The sequence below is a fragment of the Microbulbifer maximicatervae (SeqCode) genome, assembly GCF_052467615.1.
On record NZ_CP174319.1, the window covers coordinates 3,947,090 to 3,964,949 of the forward strand.

Below are 17,860 nucleotides of genomic sequence, written 5' to 3' on the forward strand. Positions count from 1 at the left end.
AAAGGCGGCTCTGGGGTATTGGTTAAATCTATGTCGTCTTGGCCCGGGGAATTATTACACCCCCATAGAGAATCACATTTACTGTTACTCCAGTATCAATGTGCCCCGATACATTTGCATCTGGCAGTTGAACGGGTATTCGCCCGGCTCGGCTTTTGGTATTTCCACCAAGGTATCCTGATTCAGGGCAAGCTGAGCGCTGACTTCCAAGTCTGGAAACAATACCCACTCGGAGCAGGGGCTTGGGTCCTCCCGGTGAAAATGCAAAGTCGCTGTGCGACCGGCGGGCAGGCGGATAAGATCCGGTTCGTAAACTCCATCCTTAACCAGAATCTGTAAATTATCCGTGCTCGGCGTCGCCTTACTGGCACCTCTTTTTGGCCCCAACCAAAACCACCAGATAACAGCCAGAATCATCAGCACACCGACGATATTTACGAGAACTTCAGCCATTTAGCGAGCCTCCGATGGTTTAAAGAAGCGCAGGCGGTTGGCATTACTGACCACTGTCAGGGAGGAAAGCGCCATAGCACCACCGGCAACAATGGGGCTCAGTAACATACCCGTAATCGGGTAGAGGACACCGGCGGCGATGGGAATACCCAGAGTGTTATAAATAAAAGCTCCAAACAGGTTTTGCTTGATGTTGTGCAAAGTGGCCCGGGACAACTCCACGGCATTAGCGACCCCGTGCAGGGAGGAACGCATTAGGGTGACATCGGCGCTCTCAATAGCAACATCGGTACCGGCACCTATCGCAAAGCCCACATCGGCCCGCGCCAGGGCCGGGGCATCGTTAATCCCGTCACCCACCATACCCACTCGCTCGCCTTTTTTTTGCAATTCAGCGACGATCCCCTCTTTATCTTCCGGCAATAGTTCTGCGTGAACTCGGTCGATGCCCAGTTGCCGGGCAACCGCTTCGGCACTGCCGTGATTGTCCCCGGTAAGCATTTCAATGCGTAAACCCAGTTTGTTCAGTCGCTCGATTGCAGCTTGCGCATCAGCGCGAATCGGATCGGCTACAGCAATAATCCCCCGCAACTTGCCGTCCACGGCGGCGTACATCACCGTGCGCCCCACCTCGGCCAATTTGGCTGCCCGCTCACTCCAGGCATCCAGGGAAACAGCCTCCTTTTGCATTAACTTGGTATTCCCCAACAGCACGCGACTGCCACCGATATCACCACTCACACCGTGAGCTGTGATGGCTTCAAAGTTGGCTGGAGACTGCAATTCAAGGTTTTTATCGTGAGCGGCCGTCACTATGGCTTCGGCCAAGGGGTGCTCTGAGCCCTGCTCCAGGCTCGCCACTAAACGCAGCAGTTCATCGCTGTCGCCATCACTATCGATATCTGTTAGACGCGGAGAACCCTCGGTGAGAGTCCCGGTTTTATCCACAACCAGGACATCCAGAGTACAGGATTGTTGCAGGGCCTTGCCGTTGCGCACCAGTACACCGTACTCGGCACCTTTGCCGACCCCCACCATAACCGACATGGGAGTCGCCAAACCCAAGGCACAGGGACAGGCGATAATCAGCACCGAAGTCAGTACTACTAACATATGGGCAACCCGAGGATCGGGGCCCAAGTTGAACCAAACCAGTGCGGCCACCAGGGCAATAATCATCACCACTGGCACAAAGATGCCGGAAATCTTGTCCGCCAAACGCGCGATAGGTACCCGGGAGCTCTGGGCATTCTTTACCATCTCGATAATCTGCGCGAGACGGGTGTCGGAACCCACTTTATCTGCGCGAAACAACAGGCTGCCATTTTTATTCAGGGTGCCGGCGGCGAGGCTGTCACCCTCCGCCTTTTTCACCGGCACTGGTTCCCCAGTGAGCATGGATTCATCTACCAGGCTGCGCCCTTCAAGCACAGTGCCATCCACCGGAATTTTCTCGCCGGGGCGGACGCGCAGCTGGTCTCCCTGCTGCACCTGCTCGATAGGGAGATCCACCTCTCGGCCGTCTCTCAATACCCGCGCGGATGTATCCTGGAGCTCCAACAGCTTCTCCACTGCGGCACTGGTGCGCCCGCGCGCCCGAATCTCCAGTGCCTGGCCGAGGCTGATCAGGCCAATAATCATGGCACTGGCCTCGAAGTACACATGTCGTGCCGCTTCCGGTAAGAGATGGGGAACCAATACCACGATCATGGAAAAGAGCCAGGCCGTTCCCGTGCCCAGGGCCACCAGCGTATCCATAGTGGCATTGTGGTGACGCAGTGCCTTCCAGGCACCACTGAAGAAGTTGCCGCCACAGAAGACCAGCACCGCCAGGGTAATCAGCCCCATGACACCCCAGGCCAGCTGCTCCGCAGGGGTATTCACCGATACCTTGTCGGTGATCAGCCCCCAGGCCATCATTGGCACGCCCACGCCCAGAGCAAATGCCGAACGCCACAACTGCTGGCGGTAGTGCCGCTGTGTCTGCTCCCGCTGTTCCGCGCGCTGCTCTCGTTCACTACTTCGCAAGAGTTCAGCGCCGTAGCCCGCACCTCGGACGGCTTCGATACAGGATTCAGCCTCTGCCGGGCCGTATACCGACAGGATTTTATCGGACAGGTTTACCCGGGCATCAGTCACCCCGGCTACGGCCTTAACCGCAGTCTCAATTTTGTTAATACAACCGGCACAATTGACTCCACTCAAACGGAACACCGTTGGCGCAGATTGTTGCTCCTTCGTCATCTTGCTCTCCCGCAACACCAATTACAGCGACAAAGTTACAACCTTACCGCTAGGGGAAGGCAACAGTTGGCAGCGCACCGTCTGCCGAAATTTCGCAGTCAATTCATCCTTCAGCTTAGTGGTTGGCACCAGGGGCAGGAAAAGGCTGAGGATTCGCCAATGATCGCGCATGCGATGCGACGGAATGTTATTATCGCGCCATGACACATCCCCTGCTTCCCGAAAGACCCCTGAGTATCTCTCCTTCTCTGGCTGCCACTGTCGGCCTGGAGGAAGCTGTGCTGCTCACTGCACTTGGCGACCTGGCTCCATTCCTTCCCCTGGAGCCCTACGGAGGTCGGGATTGGTATACCGCCGAGGGGGAGCAGCTATATCTGCTGCTGCCCTTCTGGCAGGCGGCGGATATCCAGCGGGTAGCCACCAGCTTGCGCAACCAGGGTGCCCTTCTGCTGGGGGCGGCACCATTCGGCAGTAGCGAGATTCTGAAGTTCGCCCTGCCCGGTGAGTACAAGCGCCCGGTGGCAACACCCCCTACCCCGTCCAACCGCAATGCCAACACCATTGCCCCCAGTTGGCAGCCGGATAGTGAAACCATGGCGCGTATCGCCCAGCTGGGTATTCCCGAGCACTTTGTAAGGGAGCAACTGCCAGAGTTTGTCACTTACTGGCGCGAGCGCGCCGAGCCCCGCCACTCCTTTGGCTCCCTGTTCCTGCGCCAGGTTAAAAGCAAGTGGGAGGCTTTTCGAGCAACTGCTCAGCGCAAGCAGCCACTGCCCAGCGGCTGGCAACCCAGCGATGACACCCTGCGCAAGCTGGCGGACGAGGGAGTCCCCAGCACTTTTGTCGGCCGCGGCCTACAGCGCTTTCTCGATTACCACCGCTCCAGTGGCAAGCAGTCCATTTCCTGGGATTTGGAATTCAATGACTGGATCATGGAAGACTGGGAGAAGCAGGACACGCCATTTATCGAAAAGCGCAAGCCCACTGCTATGTCCCGCGACTGGCAGCCCAGCGAGCACACCTGGGAGCAGTTGCAGCGCCTGGCAATCAATCCGCGCTTTGCCGCCGAATTGCTACCGGAATTTATTTATAAATGGACCGAGCGCGGTGGCCACAGTGCCCGCTGGGGTGAACTGTTTATCGAGTATGCGCGGGAAGAGTGGGCCTATTACTGCCAGGGTATTGAGAAAAACCCGGTGGCCAAACCTATCTCCCGCAACTGGCAGCCCAGTGGTGACTGCCTGAGTCATTTGATGAACCAATGCGAGATAGATCGCGACTTTGCTCTATCCCTGGTTCCGGAATTTATTATTTACTGGCGCGGTCAAAATGCCGCACGTAAAAGCTGGGACGCCGTATTTGTGCGTCACGCGCGCCACCAGTGGGCGGAGCGCAACAAACTGGCAATAGGAAACTCTTATGGCAATCCACAAGACTCCCACAACAACACCAACCAGCGCACCCGCGACCGGTCAATCGGCGACATACTCACAGACACAAACTGGTAGTGAACAGAGCCAGGAACTGCTGAACGAAAAGAAGCGCGCAATCAATGAAGTATTTGCGCTATTTAAACTGAATTATCACAACCAGTTCAGCGCAGCGTTTCCAGACACTGAAACCCTTCACCATGCCAAGCGCCTCTGGCTGGAGGCTCTGCTTGCTTTCGCTCCCCAGGATATTATGCAGGGTGCCAAGCGAGCGATCCTGCAAAGCGAGTACCTGCCCACCGTACATAAAATGCTGCAGCTGTGCGCCGCTGGGGAGAATGGTTTACCGGAAGCTCGCGCCGCCTATCGCGAGGCCTGCAATGCCCCAAGCCCCAAAACCAATTACAACTGGAGCCACTTAGCGATCTATCACGCTGGGCGGGAATCCAACTGGTTTTTTCTTGCCAATAACCCTGAGTCTATCGCCTACCCGGTCTTTGCCGAGCACTATCGAAAAATATGTGAACGAGTCCTGGGGGGAGAAAAACTAACTGCTCCAGAGCAATTAAAGCTGGAGGAAAACCCCGGCTCACCACTTTCCAAGGAAGAAAATTCGAAAAGACTCTCGGAGATGCGAGCAAAGCTTGGCATTTAGAAATTAACAGCCAACTGCTTACTCAGACTTTGAATACAGGGCCTGATACCTAAAGGCCCTCACGCCAATGACTTGTTAAGTAAAAGCCCTGATCTAGCTTTACTGTGCTTGAAATAAAAATAAACAAAGCACAGGACAGATCATGAATAATTTTAAGACCACCTTAAAAACAAGCTTGTTTTCCAGCCTTATATTCACTTTCGCTACAAATACCAGCGCTGACTTTGCCAACAGGAAATATATTGGGGCTACCCTCGGTGAAACCTCTTATCCTCAATTTTGCTCATCTGCAAACCCCCGGATAAAATCACAGATTCCTCAAGGATCTACAGACGGACGTTTTCATTGCAATAGTAGCGGCAGTACGATTAAGTTTTATGGCGGCTTGCGCTGGAACAGATACCTCGCCCTTGAAATCAGCTATCTAAAACCTTCAGCTGCGCAAAGCAGCTTTTATACCAATAATGAAAATGGAGAGTATGCAAAGGCTGCATACCAGGTTAAAACACATTTATTGACCGCCTTTTTATTGGGTTTTTATCCTATTAACTCCAACATAAATATGTTTGCCAGAGTCGGGGGCGGAGCTTGGAGAGGGAAATTATCAGAGCAACAATCCGCTCAATTTTATATCCCCCAGCAATTATCCGATGGACAATTCACGGCACAACTTCAGACGTTCGATAAAGACAAGTCCCAAAACCACAAAGGCCCTCACTGGGGAATTGGGGTCGGGATGAATTATGTCTATAGGAATCACTGGGTTTGGAGACTGGAGTGGGAGAAACTGGAGCCCACTGGTGTAGACTTCAATGCAGAAACACTATCACTAGGTTTAGGTCGGCTTTTTTGAGTTTTGTAAATTGACACCTATAACTTTTTACAAATTAAATAGAGTTCCCGCGAACTATTACTGGGAACTCTAGCTTTAGGCGCCAAATCCAGTTAATAGAGTAGAACCTACCTTCGACCAATCTAAAAGACGTTATTATTTTGGTGGTTGCCTTAATCAAATTTCACTCTAAAATCAGCTTCATCGGTCCCCCCCATATAAGCTAAACAAGGTCAAGCCATGAACCGCTTTAGCCCCCTATTCATTATTTTTCTACTTTCCTTACCTGCCCTTACTTGCGCTGATTTCTACTCACATAAATATGCTGGTATCTCTTTCGGTAACCAGCATGCCAATAACTTGTGTAGTGAAGCAGAAAAGCGGGTTCAACAAATTAGCGCCAGCTTAGATCAAGTGGATCTCAGTCGGTGTGATGATAAAAATAACGCCTGGAAACTATTTGCAGGAATTCGATGGACACCTTACCTGGCAATTGAAGCCAACTATCAAAATTTCAATAAGTACCAGCTGGATACCCATATCTCATATGGGGATGGTGAATATTTAAACTATTTCTCTGATTTTGATAGCCAACTTTTCAATATATTTTCCCTGGCGTATCTTCCCCTGGGAGAGTCATTTAGCTTATTCGGGAAACTTGGCACCGGCATCTGGTACGCGGAAACCAATGAGATTCAGAAGGGTGAAGTTTTTATCCTATACCAGCTTGAAGATGGAAGTTTAATAGAAAAATTAACTCCAGTCAGAGGTGAATTAACTGATAGCAGCAATGGATTCCACTGGGCATATAGTGCAGGTGTTAACTATAGCTATAGGGGCAAATGGAGCCTGCGGATAGAGTGGGAAAAGTTTTCAAAAATTGGGGGCGATACGTTTCTGGATGAAATAGATAGTGAAGCTATCAGCATGGGGTGGAGTATGCATTTTTAATGATAAAACTCTGTTAAATACTGATAGAACTCCTCTCTATAAACAGCCATTAACTAATACATTATAAAATGAACAACAAAAATAATAAAATACTGAATCAAAAAGATCTGGAGGAATACCAAGAAGACTATCGAGCGAAAATAGATTATGAAAACACGCTAAAAGAAACCAAAAAAACTCATTCAATTATATACATTACAATAGTTTCTATACTATTAATTTACTCAATCTTCGTTTCGAGAAGCTCTAGGCAGCTAGACAATTTTCAATGGACCATTCTTATAGTGTTTGTGCTGTTAATATTCGGAACAAAAAAACAGCTAAAGCAAGAAAAACTTGAAAACCCACCTATTTGCACCGACTGTAAGAAAAACATGGAGCCCTATGAGTTTCAATCTAAAAGTAAATCACTAGATATTAATGGTATCGCCTACCTATGTAGGGACTGTAAGTCGAAAATAATTGATACTGAGCCATCACAATCTGGTTAACTCACAGTTTTTTAAGGCCTCTCTTTCCCCTCTCATAAGATATAGATAAAATCAACATCTAGACTTCACAAGATTAAACAAAACTGTATCAATAAGTATTATGTCAAGATTTCTCAAGGCTTCAGCCTTACTATTTTTTCTCTTTATTCTTTGGATTATCTATCTAGCCAATACCGGATCGAATAGTATATTTTTTGACCTTGTCCGTGCTATGCCCTATGGCGATAAACTAGGCCATATCGCCTTGTTTGGTACTTTTGGCCTTATCCTGATACCTGCCACCCGCGCCACTTATTTTAAGCTCGGCTTTATTAGAATTTACTATGGTGCTATCGCAGTGCTTGGCTTTGCCCTGATTGAAGAGATAAGCCAGGCATTTGTTCGCTCAAGGACTTTTGACTTACTTGATCTGGCCGCCGATATCGTTGGAGTGATACTTGCGAGCTCTCTGGCTTACCTGGTTCAGAGAGCCCGCAATATTAACAATTTAAGCCAGCCTGAAACCCCCGATACCGCTAGTGAGACAACAGACGATTGATATCTCTCCAATCAACCAATTTAAAATTCTGGGCTGCGCTGGGCATTCGGTTGCGCCCATCCTGGACAACTAACAAACCTCGAGGATATTCCGTACCCAAAGCTGAACTGGTAACGGCCAAACCATCGGTCTCCGAACTGCCATCCACACCTAGCTGGGGATTCATACCAACCCGAAAATGGGTAATAAATTCATTCCCACTACGGCTGAATAGTGCATAGCTATCATTACCTTGACTGGATATCACTAGATAGCCCTTATCGCCATCCTGATAAAGTGCCAATCCCTCTATATCTGCCACCAGCTTTTCACCATCCACTTCTGCCACCAACTCTGGAGAGGCCTCTGATAAGGACTTTAGGTCCAGCCGCCAAATCCCCCGGTCTTCCTCAGCAAAAAACAGGGTTCCGAACTGGTCATCCACAACACAGCCTTCAACCTGTCCATAGTCATCAAACTGGATACCCTGCTCAATCTCAAACTCATTGGAGGACTCATAGACATTGATTTTGAGCTGATGCAAGCTGGCCTCCTTGTCAGAAACCCAGGCATAAAGTCCACTATCGTCCTGTTGCAGGCACAAGCCATAGGGATCACGAAGCCCTATACCCCGGTATCCAAGATACCCCACCTCGCCCGTTGTACTAATAGTAAATAGATCCAAACCGGGGTTAGTACGATTAGAGGCAACGGCAATCGCATCAATATTAGGGTGGGAAATTTTACGGATATCAACATTATTAACCCTGCCTACCGGAAAGTGCTGTTTTAAGCCGCCTGATAGATGATAGATATTGAGCCCCTTTTTTTTATCTGTAGCAAAAATCAGGCTGTTTTCCGGCGAATGAGAGTTCACCCAAATAGCGGGATCATCGGCAGCATCCCCATAAGAGTGAACGGGGTCAGTTTGTCCCCTGGCGGCAACAGTGGGAATAATCTCAAGCGGACTATCTGTAACGCTGGTCAGCTTGGTATTTATCGGGAAATAGGTTATTTCACTCTGATTATCATTTAATACGGCCAACCTATCATCAAAAACTGCTATAGAGGCAGGGCTTTCTGCAGGCAATGTCCAAGACTGGTCGGACCTACCACTTCCTGACAAGTCGAAAGCCTGTACTCCCTGTTCCACTGCAATCCAGGTTTGGTCCTGCTGATAACCCAGTCGCAAGCTGCCGAAATCATCACCGAGCTGTTTCGCCGAGATTAAAAGCTCACGCTCCTCATCTCGCTCTGCATCGGCATTCAATGCCAATATCCCTACAGGCGGCTGTGATACCAGTAATCGCCCCCGACGGTTATCCACACTACAACTATTAACCTCTTCCCCCAAATATATTGGGCGTATCTCGGTAAAGTCCCAGTGCTCATCACTGGGAGAAAGCAGGTACTCAAACCCCCGTCCGTCCTCTCCAATGGCAAACAGGTGATCTCTTCCTGCTTGTAGTGAAAAACAGAGTGCGCTCACAGGCTTGGCACTCTCAAGCTTTCCTAAAAGTTGAAGCTGCAAATCATCGTTTAGATCAGTAAATAATTGATATAGCTGTAATTGCGCTTCCTGCTCTTCGTAAGCCGCCACCAGGTAGCTACCACCTTCCCTTGGCTGAATGGCAAGTGCCTCTACTCTGCCATCCTTTTGAACTTGTATTTCTGCGGACTCATCTACAAGCACTAGCCCCTTATCTTTACTGGATAGCAACAAGTATTGCTGCTTAGGGAAACTGACCAGCTGAATCTGTTCAGCTATCAGCCCCTTTAAAGAGATGATCTTTTGTGAAGATAATCTTTGACTATCCTTTTCAAGATCACATCCGAGTAATATAAGGCAGGACAAAACACCCACTATTGAAAAACGCATAATAAAACCTGCTTAGGACTTACCGGTAACTGACAGAAAATATTATTTTTACAAAAACAAAGCCCCCACAATATTGCAGGGGCTTTATCAGGGTAAAAAATTGCACTAATCCAAAAATTCCAGTGTAAATTCTAGAAAGTGCTATAGCTCAGCCCAATCGCATAGGTCGGACCGTATTCTTCGTACTGACCATTAAACCCAGACGTGTGAACATAGTAAGGTTCATCCGTGAGGTTAACCCCAGTAAAAGTAAGTTGAAGGCCATTATCAAAGCGGTAGCGGGCCGACAAATCCAATTGCAAATGGTCTTCTTCGTAGCGATCATTAGCCTCATTTTCAAGGTCTACTTCCAGCAGGCGTTCACTGCGAAAAGCTGCTGACAGGCGCATACTAAAGGCATCGCGCTCATAGCCTACAATAAAGTTGCCGACAAAATCCGCCTGGGAAGGCATAGATATTTTGTCACTGCGATCACTGCTATTGAGACCCAGATCAGCTTCTGAATCGGTAAATGTTGCATTGGCCCTGAGTAAGAACCCATTTTCAAAACCTTGGGTCCAGGCCAGTTCGGCACCGCTGATACGGGCGTTGTCTCCGTTAATCGGTTGCCATACTTCAGCATCATCAACCGCTAAATTCCCTACAAAACGGGTAAAATCGGTATTACTGGAAACTTCAGACATGACAATAAAGTTATCGATACTCTTATGGAAAAGTCCCACAGAGAACATACCCAGATCATCCGCATAGTATTCGGCAGAGAGGTCGATATTGCGGGATTCATAGGGGTCTAACTCTGGATTTCCAGATTCAACCTCCAGTTCCCCATCATCGTATTCAATTTTGGCCGGAGAGGGGTTCAAATAACCAAATGATGGACGCGATAAGGACTCCGAATAGGCTGCACGGAGAACAACATTATCGTTGTAATCAAATTTGTAATTAATACTGGGGAAGAAGTTGTCGTAGTCCCGCTCGTAGTTAACCTCAGTGGCATAAACCTCCTCTGCAATTAAATCGGCACCCGGCAGGGGCTCTTCCGACTCTGCCACATTCACGCCTTCAGCATTAAATTCGGTGCGCTCATAGCGAACCCCAAAAACCAGCTGGGAGCGGTCCAACTCAATAGAATTCATCACATACAAGGCCGTGATGTCTTCATTCATTGCGTAGTCACGGGCGGATGCCAAAGCGGTCTCAGTCTCATCTATGTCAAAATCACTGAGGTTAGCATTGATAAAACTATTCAGGCTTCCAACATTGACGCCAGGTCCAAATGCATCCAAACCATAATCGATACTATTGCGAGAAAAGTCCGCCAGAGTGTAATCCCCACCAAACCCTTCATATACAGTCGCATTTAAGTCACCAGCCTTTTCTCGCTGACGCTCATGTAATCCGAATTTAACTACTGAAGGATTGCCAGCCCAATCAATTTCTCTACTGATATCAATACGGAAGCTGATTTCTTCATCTTCAGTAAAGTTATCTTCAATGACCAACTCATCGAGTTGATAACTGGCCGGGTCCAATACTGCTTCAACATCCTCACTTCCCACCGCCATACGGGGAGTATCACCAGCTTCAACATACCCCAAACGCAGGGAGTCCAAGACAAAATCGGTATCGCGTCGATTGGGTTCAGATTCCTCTGCATGGGAATATCCCAAGGCATAGGACAATCCCCATTGCTCAAAATTATGCTCTCCGCCAAATACCGCAGAAATAATTTCCTGTTCTTCCAGGCGGTCCTTCAGGGACTTCTCCAGTGCTGCCTCTTCCCACTCTGCCGAGTTGGCCGAAATAGTCTCCGGCTCATCGCGTTCATCATCGAGCTTCCAGGAATTGCGCTGGCGGATTTCCTGATCAGAAAAATCGGAGTACAAGCTGTGGAGATAGATGCTTGAGTCACTGCCCAGGTCCAGGTCGAAGTTGGCAGCAAGACCTGTGCGCTCCCGGGTAATACTGTAATCGCGATGTTCTATTTCGGTCGCGCCCTTAGCTACAGAGCCATCTTCAGCGGTCAGTTCTTCCCAGCTACCATCAGTCTCAATATTATCTGAGCCAAAATCCCGCTCCTGGTGACTTAGCGCTAAGGCCACCCCGAGACGGCGCTCTCCATCAAGTTCAAAAATATTGGTCATGGTCGCAGCCACTTTGGGGCTGTACTCTTCCTGAAGCTCGCTGTAACTATTCTCTACGCTGAACTTGTAGCGATTGCTGTCATAATCCAGGGCATTCAGACTTTTTATCTCAATGGCACCACCAATAGAGTCTGCGCTCATATCCGGCGTAAGAGTTTTAAATACCTCCAAACTCGCCAATAAGTCCGATGGAATAACATCCAGGGCTACCGCTCGGGTGTTTGTTTCCGGTGCAGGCAGGCTCACACCATTAATTGTTGCCGCATTCAAATTTGGGTCTATACCCCGCACACCAACAAAACGCCCCTCACCCTGATCTCTCGCAATAAATACACCGGGCATTCGCTGTAACGCTTCTGTGACATTGGCATCGGGGAGTTCACCAATCGCATCAGAAGTTTGCACCGCTACGACCTTATTGGCGTCCCGCTGTCGATCCAAGTCGCTGCGCGCATTACTTGCCTGGGCGGTAACCGTCACAGTTTCCATTACCTGCTCATTTTCTGCGATAGCATTTGCGCTAATGATGGCTGTCGCCAGAGCCGCCAATGGCATTCCCAGTAACCGCAAGCCTGAAGTTCTGTATTTCATTGCGTCCCACTCCCACTTTGCCGGTGGTTAATTGAATTGAACGCAGACTAGAAGGCCGCTATGAACTTTACGTGACATTTTTTTTAAGCTTGTCATCACATAGTCAATTAGTACTGCGACGATAGATGTAAGCCCTGCTATTTACACAGATATCAATCGCCTTAAAAGGAACCATCAAGGCAATTAACAGTAAAAAGCGTCATATACTGAAACCAAATATGGAGCAGTCATGAACGAAAGCCCCAAAAATCCAGCACGCCGCTCTCTATTTAAAGTCCTGGGTGGTGTAACCGCCACCGGTGCTGTAAGCAGCTTACTACCCGGCTGTAGTGGGAGTGAAAATCCCACACGCAACTCCCTCACCTTTAAAGAAATCCCCCATAGACTGGATTACCAACACCATCTACCAGAGGGCTATAAATCCACGGTTCTGCTGAGGTGGGGAGACCCTTTACATAAAGAGGAAACATCTTTTCAGCCTGAAGAACTTAGCGCCAGTAGCCAGGAACAGCGATTCGGTTACAACAACGATTTTATTGCATTTATGCCCTTGGCAGCGGGGACCAGTTCCACCCTGGGGTACCTGCATATACAAAGTAAAAATAGTGATCGCGGGCTTTTATGTGTCAATCACGAATACACTCAGCCCCATCTGATGTTCTCGGGTTATAACGACGAATACAGTGCCACCCGAGGAGTGAGTGCCGAGCATGTGGCCATTGAACAGGCCGCCTGCGGACACTCCATCGTGGAAATTCGAAGAAGTAAACAGGGCTGGAAAGTAGTGGCTGACAGTCCCTATAACCGGCGGATAACTTCTACGACGCCAATGGAAATCACTGGCCCCGCCGCAGGCGACGAACGTTTGAAGACCCGCCAAGATCCCAGCGGAACCCAGGTCCTCGGCACCATAGGTAACTGTGCAGGAGGAAAAACTCCATGGGGAACCGTATTAATTGCCGAAGAGGGGTTTGGCGGCGCTTTTCAGGGAGACCCAAAAAAGCTCGAAGATTCCCGGGAGATCGAAAACCATCAACTTTTTGGTATAAAACCAGAAAATCGCAACTGGGGTGACCACGACCGTCGATTTGATATTCAGGTAGAACCCAAAGAGCCCAACCGATTCGGCTGGATGGTGGAGTTTGACCCCTATAACCCCCAATCAAAACCGCGCAAGCTGACCAGTTTGGGGCGTTTTGAGCACGAAGGCTTTACCCTGGTCTGTAAACCGGGACAACCGATCGTTGCTTACGGCGGCGATGATGATGAACATCAATTTGTCTATCGCTATGTATCCCAAGATAACTATCAGCCCGAAGATCCCGATACAAACCGAAAGCTACTCGTTAATGGCACGCTCTATGCCGCGCGATTTGCCGACGATGGCGGTGGCGAATGGCTGCCGCTGATATATGGCCAGGGCCCACTGACCGCGGAGAACGGTTTTCGCAACCAGGCGGACGTCATGATTGATGCGCGCCGCGCGGCCGCACTACTCGGGGCCACACCAATGGATCGGCCAGAAGATGTAGAAACGAATCCCTACAATGACTGCACCTATGTAATGCTGACCAAAAACAAGAAGCGCAGTGATACCGATACCGCCAACCCTCGCGCCCGCAATACTGCCGGGCATGTATTGGAAATAGTGCCCCCCGGGGAAAAGGGAAATCGCGACCACACCAGCTCCCAATTTCAATGGCAGCAATTTCTACTTGGCGGGAACCCCAACGCTGAGAACCCCGCTGAGCGAGGCGCCTACGGACAGCAGTCTCCCTATGATATTTCTGCGCACGGCTGGTTCGCCAATCCTGACAACGTTGCTTTCGACCCCAGAGGTAACATGTGGATTGCTACCGATGGCTGTGAGAGTTTTGGTTTCCACGATGGTCTTTGGGCCATGGCTACCGAGGGGCCCCTGCGAGCGGCACCCAAGCACTTCTTTGGTTGCCCGCAAGGGGCTGAGGTATGCGGGCCGGAATTTACCCCCGACGGAAAAACACTATTTATTGCTGTGCAGCACCCCGCCGATTCACGCAACTCAACTTATGACAATCCCCTGCACCGGTGGCCAGATAATAATCCCCAGTTACCACCTCGGCCGTCGGTACTGGCCATCTACCGCGAGGACGACCAAATAGTCGGTAGCTAGGCAATTGATATGACGAACCAGGGACCCTGCTAAAATTTTAATCTAAAGCAGTTTTCGGCCTCTCATCCCGCCTATAGGCAGGTTGCCAGAGGCCTATAAGCCGAGGTCCCTATGATATCGAGGTGTGCAACCCTTTTACGCCGCCTTACCGCCGTGCTGGCAACTGCCAGTTTTATCCTTGCCGCCACACCGGGATCTGCCCAGGTACCGGAAAATCCGGTCAATCTCCGGGGCAGTGGCGCCAGTTTCCCCTACCCAATCTATGTAGAGTGGTTTCGGCAGTTCACCCATCGGGAAAACAATATATTTATTTTCTACGAGATGAGCAGTAGCGGTGATGGCATCAGAGACTTTCTCGGTCACACAGTCGATTTTGCCGCCTCAGATGCTGCTATTGAGATCGATGAGTTACGCAACCTAAAAGGTGGTGGCGTGGTACTGCCGGTTACTGCTGGGGAAGTGGTACTGGTATTTAACCTCCCCGGGATCGATAATCTAAAACTGTCCAGGGAAGCTTATGTGGGGATTTTTCTGGGGGAAATCACCCACTGGGATGATCCCAAGATTGCAGCTGTAAATCCCGATATCAAGTTGCCAAGGGATGAGATCACCGTTGTTACCCGTTCTGAAAGTTCGGGTACCTCCTATATTTTTTCTGGGCATATGAGCAGTGTGAGTCAAGAGTTTCGCGAAAAAATTGGTTTGGACAGAACACCCAGTTGGCCAAAACTGCCCAGATTTAAAAGAGCGCCGGGCAATCAAGGCGTAGCCGCTAAAGTAAGAAAGAAAGTTGGGGCCATTGGCTATGTGGAGCACGGATTTGCTCAACTGGTAAACCTACCTGTGGCTTCACTGGAAAACCGAGCGGGCAATTATATTGCTGCCGGGCCCAAGAGCGGAGCAGAGGCACTATCAGAGGTTGAATTTCCAAAAGCATCACTGCCAATTAGTGGTGCTCCCAACCTTATCGCCTGGATCTGGGACCCCAAGGGAGAAACCGCCTATCCCATTACCAGCTTTTCCTGGCTGTTACTCTACGCAGACCAAGATGATCAAAAAGCACAAGCATTGCGGCAAATGCTGGTCTTTATGTTGAGCAACGCATCCCAAAGCCAGGCCGGAAGCTTGGGCCTGGTGCCCCTTCCGGAGAATATACGTCAAAAAGTACTCAATGCCGTTACCTACGTACGCTAATTTACGTAGCTTCAGCGCACTCCACAATACGATTACGTCCAGCGCGTTTGGCCTGATACAACGCAGAGTCTGCCCGTCGCATTAGCTCCAGGATATCTTCTCGCCCCTGAAGACGGGCTATGCCAATACTTGCGGTAAACTGGGCTTGCCCAACTGCACTTTTAATCACGATTTTAGCGATATCCCGGTGTATACGATTGGCAACCTTCATAGCTCCTTCGACATTGGAGCTGAGTACTAGCGCGAATTCCTCCCCACCAATACGCCCGAAGATATCCACATCCCGCACGTGTTGAGAAATTACTCGGGCAGTCGCACAGAGTGCCTGATCGCCGATTAAGTGGCCATGAATATCATTAACAGATTTAAAATTGTCGATATCCAGCATTAATACACACAATGGCATTTGGTTATTAATTGCCACAGCCACCAGATTACTGGCCTCTTCGAAAAAGCAGCGGCGATTAAAAATACCTGTTAGCGGGTCTGTGCGCGCCTCCTCTTCAGCCTTGGCTTTAGCGTACTCCAATTCCTGTGTGCGAAGTTTTACCTGTTGCTCCAGCTCGGTTCTCGAGGCTTCCAGGTGTAGTAGATACCTTTTTTCTGCAGTCTCTTTTTGTTGCCTTAAACGTTTTACCAGTAATCCGATAGCTATCATTATTGCCAACATCTCAACAAAAGAGGCAACCGGGGGCCAATAGTAATTAATTGGATTGTGCACCACATAACCGAGATCCCTCATCGCCTGCACCAAAAGCCCCAACACCAAAACGCTCCAGGCTAAAGCAAAAACGGCTGCAGAAGTATCCCCCTGCCGCCAACGCACCAATGCGACAACAACAACACCAGGATAGAAAAACAGAGCAAGCATCATGGAAATGTGCGCCAGAGCTTCCCACTGCAGCACAACGCAAATAACCAGGAACAAACCATTGAGTAAAATTAACTTTAAAAAGTAATCCAGTCTTGGAGTGTACTTTGCCGTTTCAAGAAAATATCGGGAAAAAAGAATTCCGGTCAGAATCGCCACAGCACTACTAATCGATTGATAGCGCCAATCAAATTGTTCTTGGAGCAAATATTGATGGGTATATCCCAGTAAAGATCCCCACACCCAAATTTTCGTTACGGAATATAACGAGTATAGATACAGGATATTCTTACGCGCAGTAATAGCGCCAATCAGCGCAAGAATGGCCATCAAAAAATAACCACCAAAAAGAAATGATGTTAAAATGGCCTCAGCCTTACTCCTCTCTTCAAGTTGTTCAGGTCGCCAGATACGCATACTGGGGAAGGCAACACCTAAAACTCCAACATCAAATTTAACCATCATTTCCTTTGATGCGAAGGGGGGGATTTCCAATGGGAAAGCAAAGCGATGATGCTTGATTTTTCGACTGGAAAACAGCTGATTCGAAGACAGACTTGCCAGCTCCGTGTAAGGCTGACCGCCACCCTGAATCCTAGAAAAGGCCGTCAGCCCATCGAGCTGGTTATCCACATATTCAATTGAGACATAAACTGTTTCACTACTGGAATTTTTTAATATGAAGTGAGACCAGAAGGCTCCGGATTTAAGTCCGGTAGATCCGGCAGTTCCCAAGGGAAGAAAAAGTTTATTTTTGTAAGCTTTTTCAGCTTCAACAATATTTCCAAATCCCGCTGGATCATGCCAAATTGCATTTAAGCCACTCGGTTTACTTCCTCCCTCCAACGAGGTGATATCCACAACCGTATGGGGGTAGCTGGGCATAGAAAGAAGTATGGCAAACATCAGCACTGCACAACAAACCAAACGGTAGTGCCATTTAGGGCCACCCTTTTGAGTCCACAGTTCAAATTCACCAATTGTTTTTTTCATTCTTACTATGTAGATGCGCAACAATTTCCGTCTTCACAAAGACCAAATCAGCCATAATGGATACTGACTTCCAAAGTGAATTGATAATGTTTGTTGTATTTCAGAGAAATAGCTTCCATACAAGAAAGTCATCAATTCATACTTACAAAAAATAGCTATGTATGAATTCTACAAGTCTGCACCTGTACAAAAAACACACTAGCAAGGACTTTAAATTATCAGGTACAACTTTTTTCTACTCCCCCTATTTGGCAGTTTCACTCTTCATTTATCAAGCGCTTAAGTAATGTGTTTTATGCCTTTTAGCTTGGAATAAGGGTACACAGGCTGTTACGCCGTCTTACACCTTGGGACTAAGCCTTAAAATCAAGTATTAATTAGGAGAGACAAAGAATACAAAATCTTAAATGCGCCAAAGAGAAAATTCCTGTTAACGATTACATTTGACTACCCACATCAAATT

The 17,860-nt window shown here is 48.8% G+C and carries 12 protein-coding genes; 7 read left to right on the plus strand and 5 right to left on the minus strand.

Going from position 1 to position 17,860, the window contains the following annotated elements:
- Positions 1–84: 84 nt before the first annotated feature.
- Together ACJJIM_RS17395 and ACJJIM_RS17400 are read right to left on the minus strand one after the other, a co-directional pair.
- The gene (locus ACJJIM_RS17395) at positions 85–453 is read right to left on the minus strand and encodes a cupredoxin domain-containing protein (protein ID WP_413663423.1); all 369 of its coding nucleotides are present in this window, start codon (positions 451–453) and stop codon (positions 85–87) included.
- The gene (locus ACJJIM_RS17400) at positions 454–2,697 is read right to left on the minus strand and encodes a heavy metal translocating P-type ATPase (RefSeq protein ID WP_444911576.1); all 2,244 of its coding nucleotides are present in this window, start codon (positions 2,695–2,697) and stop codon (positions 454–456) included.
- A gap of 200 nt (positions 2,698–2,897) precedes the next feature.
- On the opposite strand from ACJJIM_RS17400, the gene ACJJIM_RS17405 reads away from it, so the two are divergent.
- From ACJJIM_RS17405 to ACJJIM_RS17425, 5 genes are all read left to right on the plus strand, one after another.
- Positions 2,898–4,205, plus strand: coding sequence for a DnaT-like ssDNA-binding domain-containing protein (locus ACJJIM_RS17405; RefSeq protein ID WP_444911577.1), 1,308 nt, complete (start codon positions 2,898–2,900; stop codon positions 4,203–4,205).
- A complete protein-coding gene (locus ACJJIM_RS17410; protein ID WP_444911578.1) occupies positions 4,117–4,782 on the plus strand; it encodes a replication protein P in 666 nt (221 codons plus the stop codon). Before ACJJIM_RS17405 ends, ACJJIM_RS17410 begins: the two co-directional genes overlap by 89 nt.
- A gap of 142 nt (positions 4,783–4,924) precedes the next feature.
- On the plus strand, positions 4,925–5,635 hold the full coding sequence (locus tag ACJJIM_RS17415; RefSeq protein ID WP_444911579.1) for an outer membrane beta-barrel protein: 711 nt from the start codon (positions 4,925–4,927) through the stop codon (positions 5,633–5,635).
- 219 nt (positions 5,636–5,854) lie between these two features.
- On the plus strand, positions 5,855–6,565 hold the full coding sequence (locus ACJJIM_RS17420; RefSeq protein WP_444911580.1) for an outer membrane beta-barrel protein: 711 nt from the start codon (positions 5,855–5,857) through the stop codon (positions 6,563–6,565).
- A gap of 591 nt (positions 6,566–7,156) precedes the next feature.
- Positions 7,157–7,594, plus strand: coding sequence for a VanZ family protein (locus ACJJIM_RS17425; RefSeq protein WP_444911581.1), 438 nt, complete (start codon positions 7,157–7,159; stop codon positions 7,592–7,594).
- On the opposite strand, the gene ACJJIM_RS17430 is transcribed toward ACJJIM_RS17425, so the two are convergent.
- Positions 7,572–9,452 carry a phytase gene (locus ACJJIM_RS17430; RefSeq protein ID WP_444911582.1) on the minus strand — a complete coding sequence of 627 codons (1,881 nt, stop codon included), beginning with the start codon at positions 9,450–9,452 and terminating at the stop codon, positions 7,572–7,574. The two genes, ACJJIM_RS17425 and ACJJIM_RS17430, sit on opposite strands and share 23 nt — an antisense overlap.
- A 131-nt stretch (positions 9,453–9,583) precedes the next feature.
- Positions 9,584–12,187: a TonB-dependent receptor gene (locus ACJJIM_RS17435; protein WP_444911583.1), complete on the minus strand. Its 2,604-nt coding sequence runs from the start codon at positions 12,185–12,187 to the stop codon at positions 9,584–9,586.
- Between the two features lie 229 nt (positions 12,188–12,416).
- Here ACJJIM_RS17435 and ACJJIM_RS17440 point away from each other — a divergent pair, with 229 nt between their 5' ends.
- Together ACJJIM_RS17440 and pstS are read left to right on the plus strand one after the other, a co-directional pair.
- Positions 12,417–14,339 (plus strand): PhoX family protein, encoded by a 1,923-nt coding sequence (locus tag ACJJIM_RS17440; protein WP_444911584.1) that lies wholly within the window; start codon positions 12,417–12,419, stop codon positions 14,337–14,339.
- Between the two features lie 111 nt (positions 14,340–14,450).
- Positions 14,451–15,533 (plus strand): phosphate ABC transporter substrate-binding protein PstS, encoded by a 1,083-nt coding sequence (pstS, locus tag ACJJIM_RS17445; protein ID WP_444911585.1) that lies wholly within the window; start codon positions 14,451–14,453, stop codon positions 15,531–15,533.
- Position 15,534: 1 nt separating this feature from the next.
- On the opposite strand, the gene ACJJIM_RS17450 is transcribed toward pstS, so the two are convergent.
- Positions 15,535–17,397: a sensor domain-containing diguanylate cyclase gene (locus ACJJIM_RS17450; protein WP_444911586.1), complete on the minus strand. Its 1,863-nt coding sequence runs from the start codon at positions 17,395–17,397 to the stop codon at positions 15,535–15,537.
- Between the last annotated feature and the right edge of the window lie 463 nt (positions 17,398–17,860).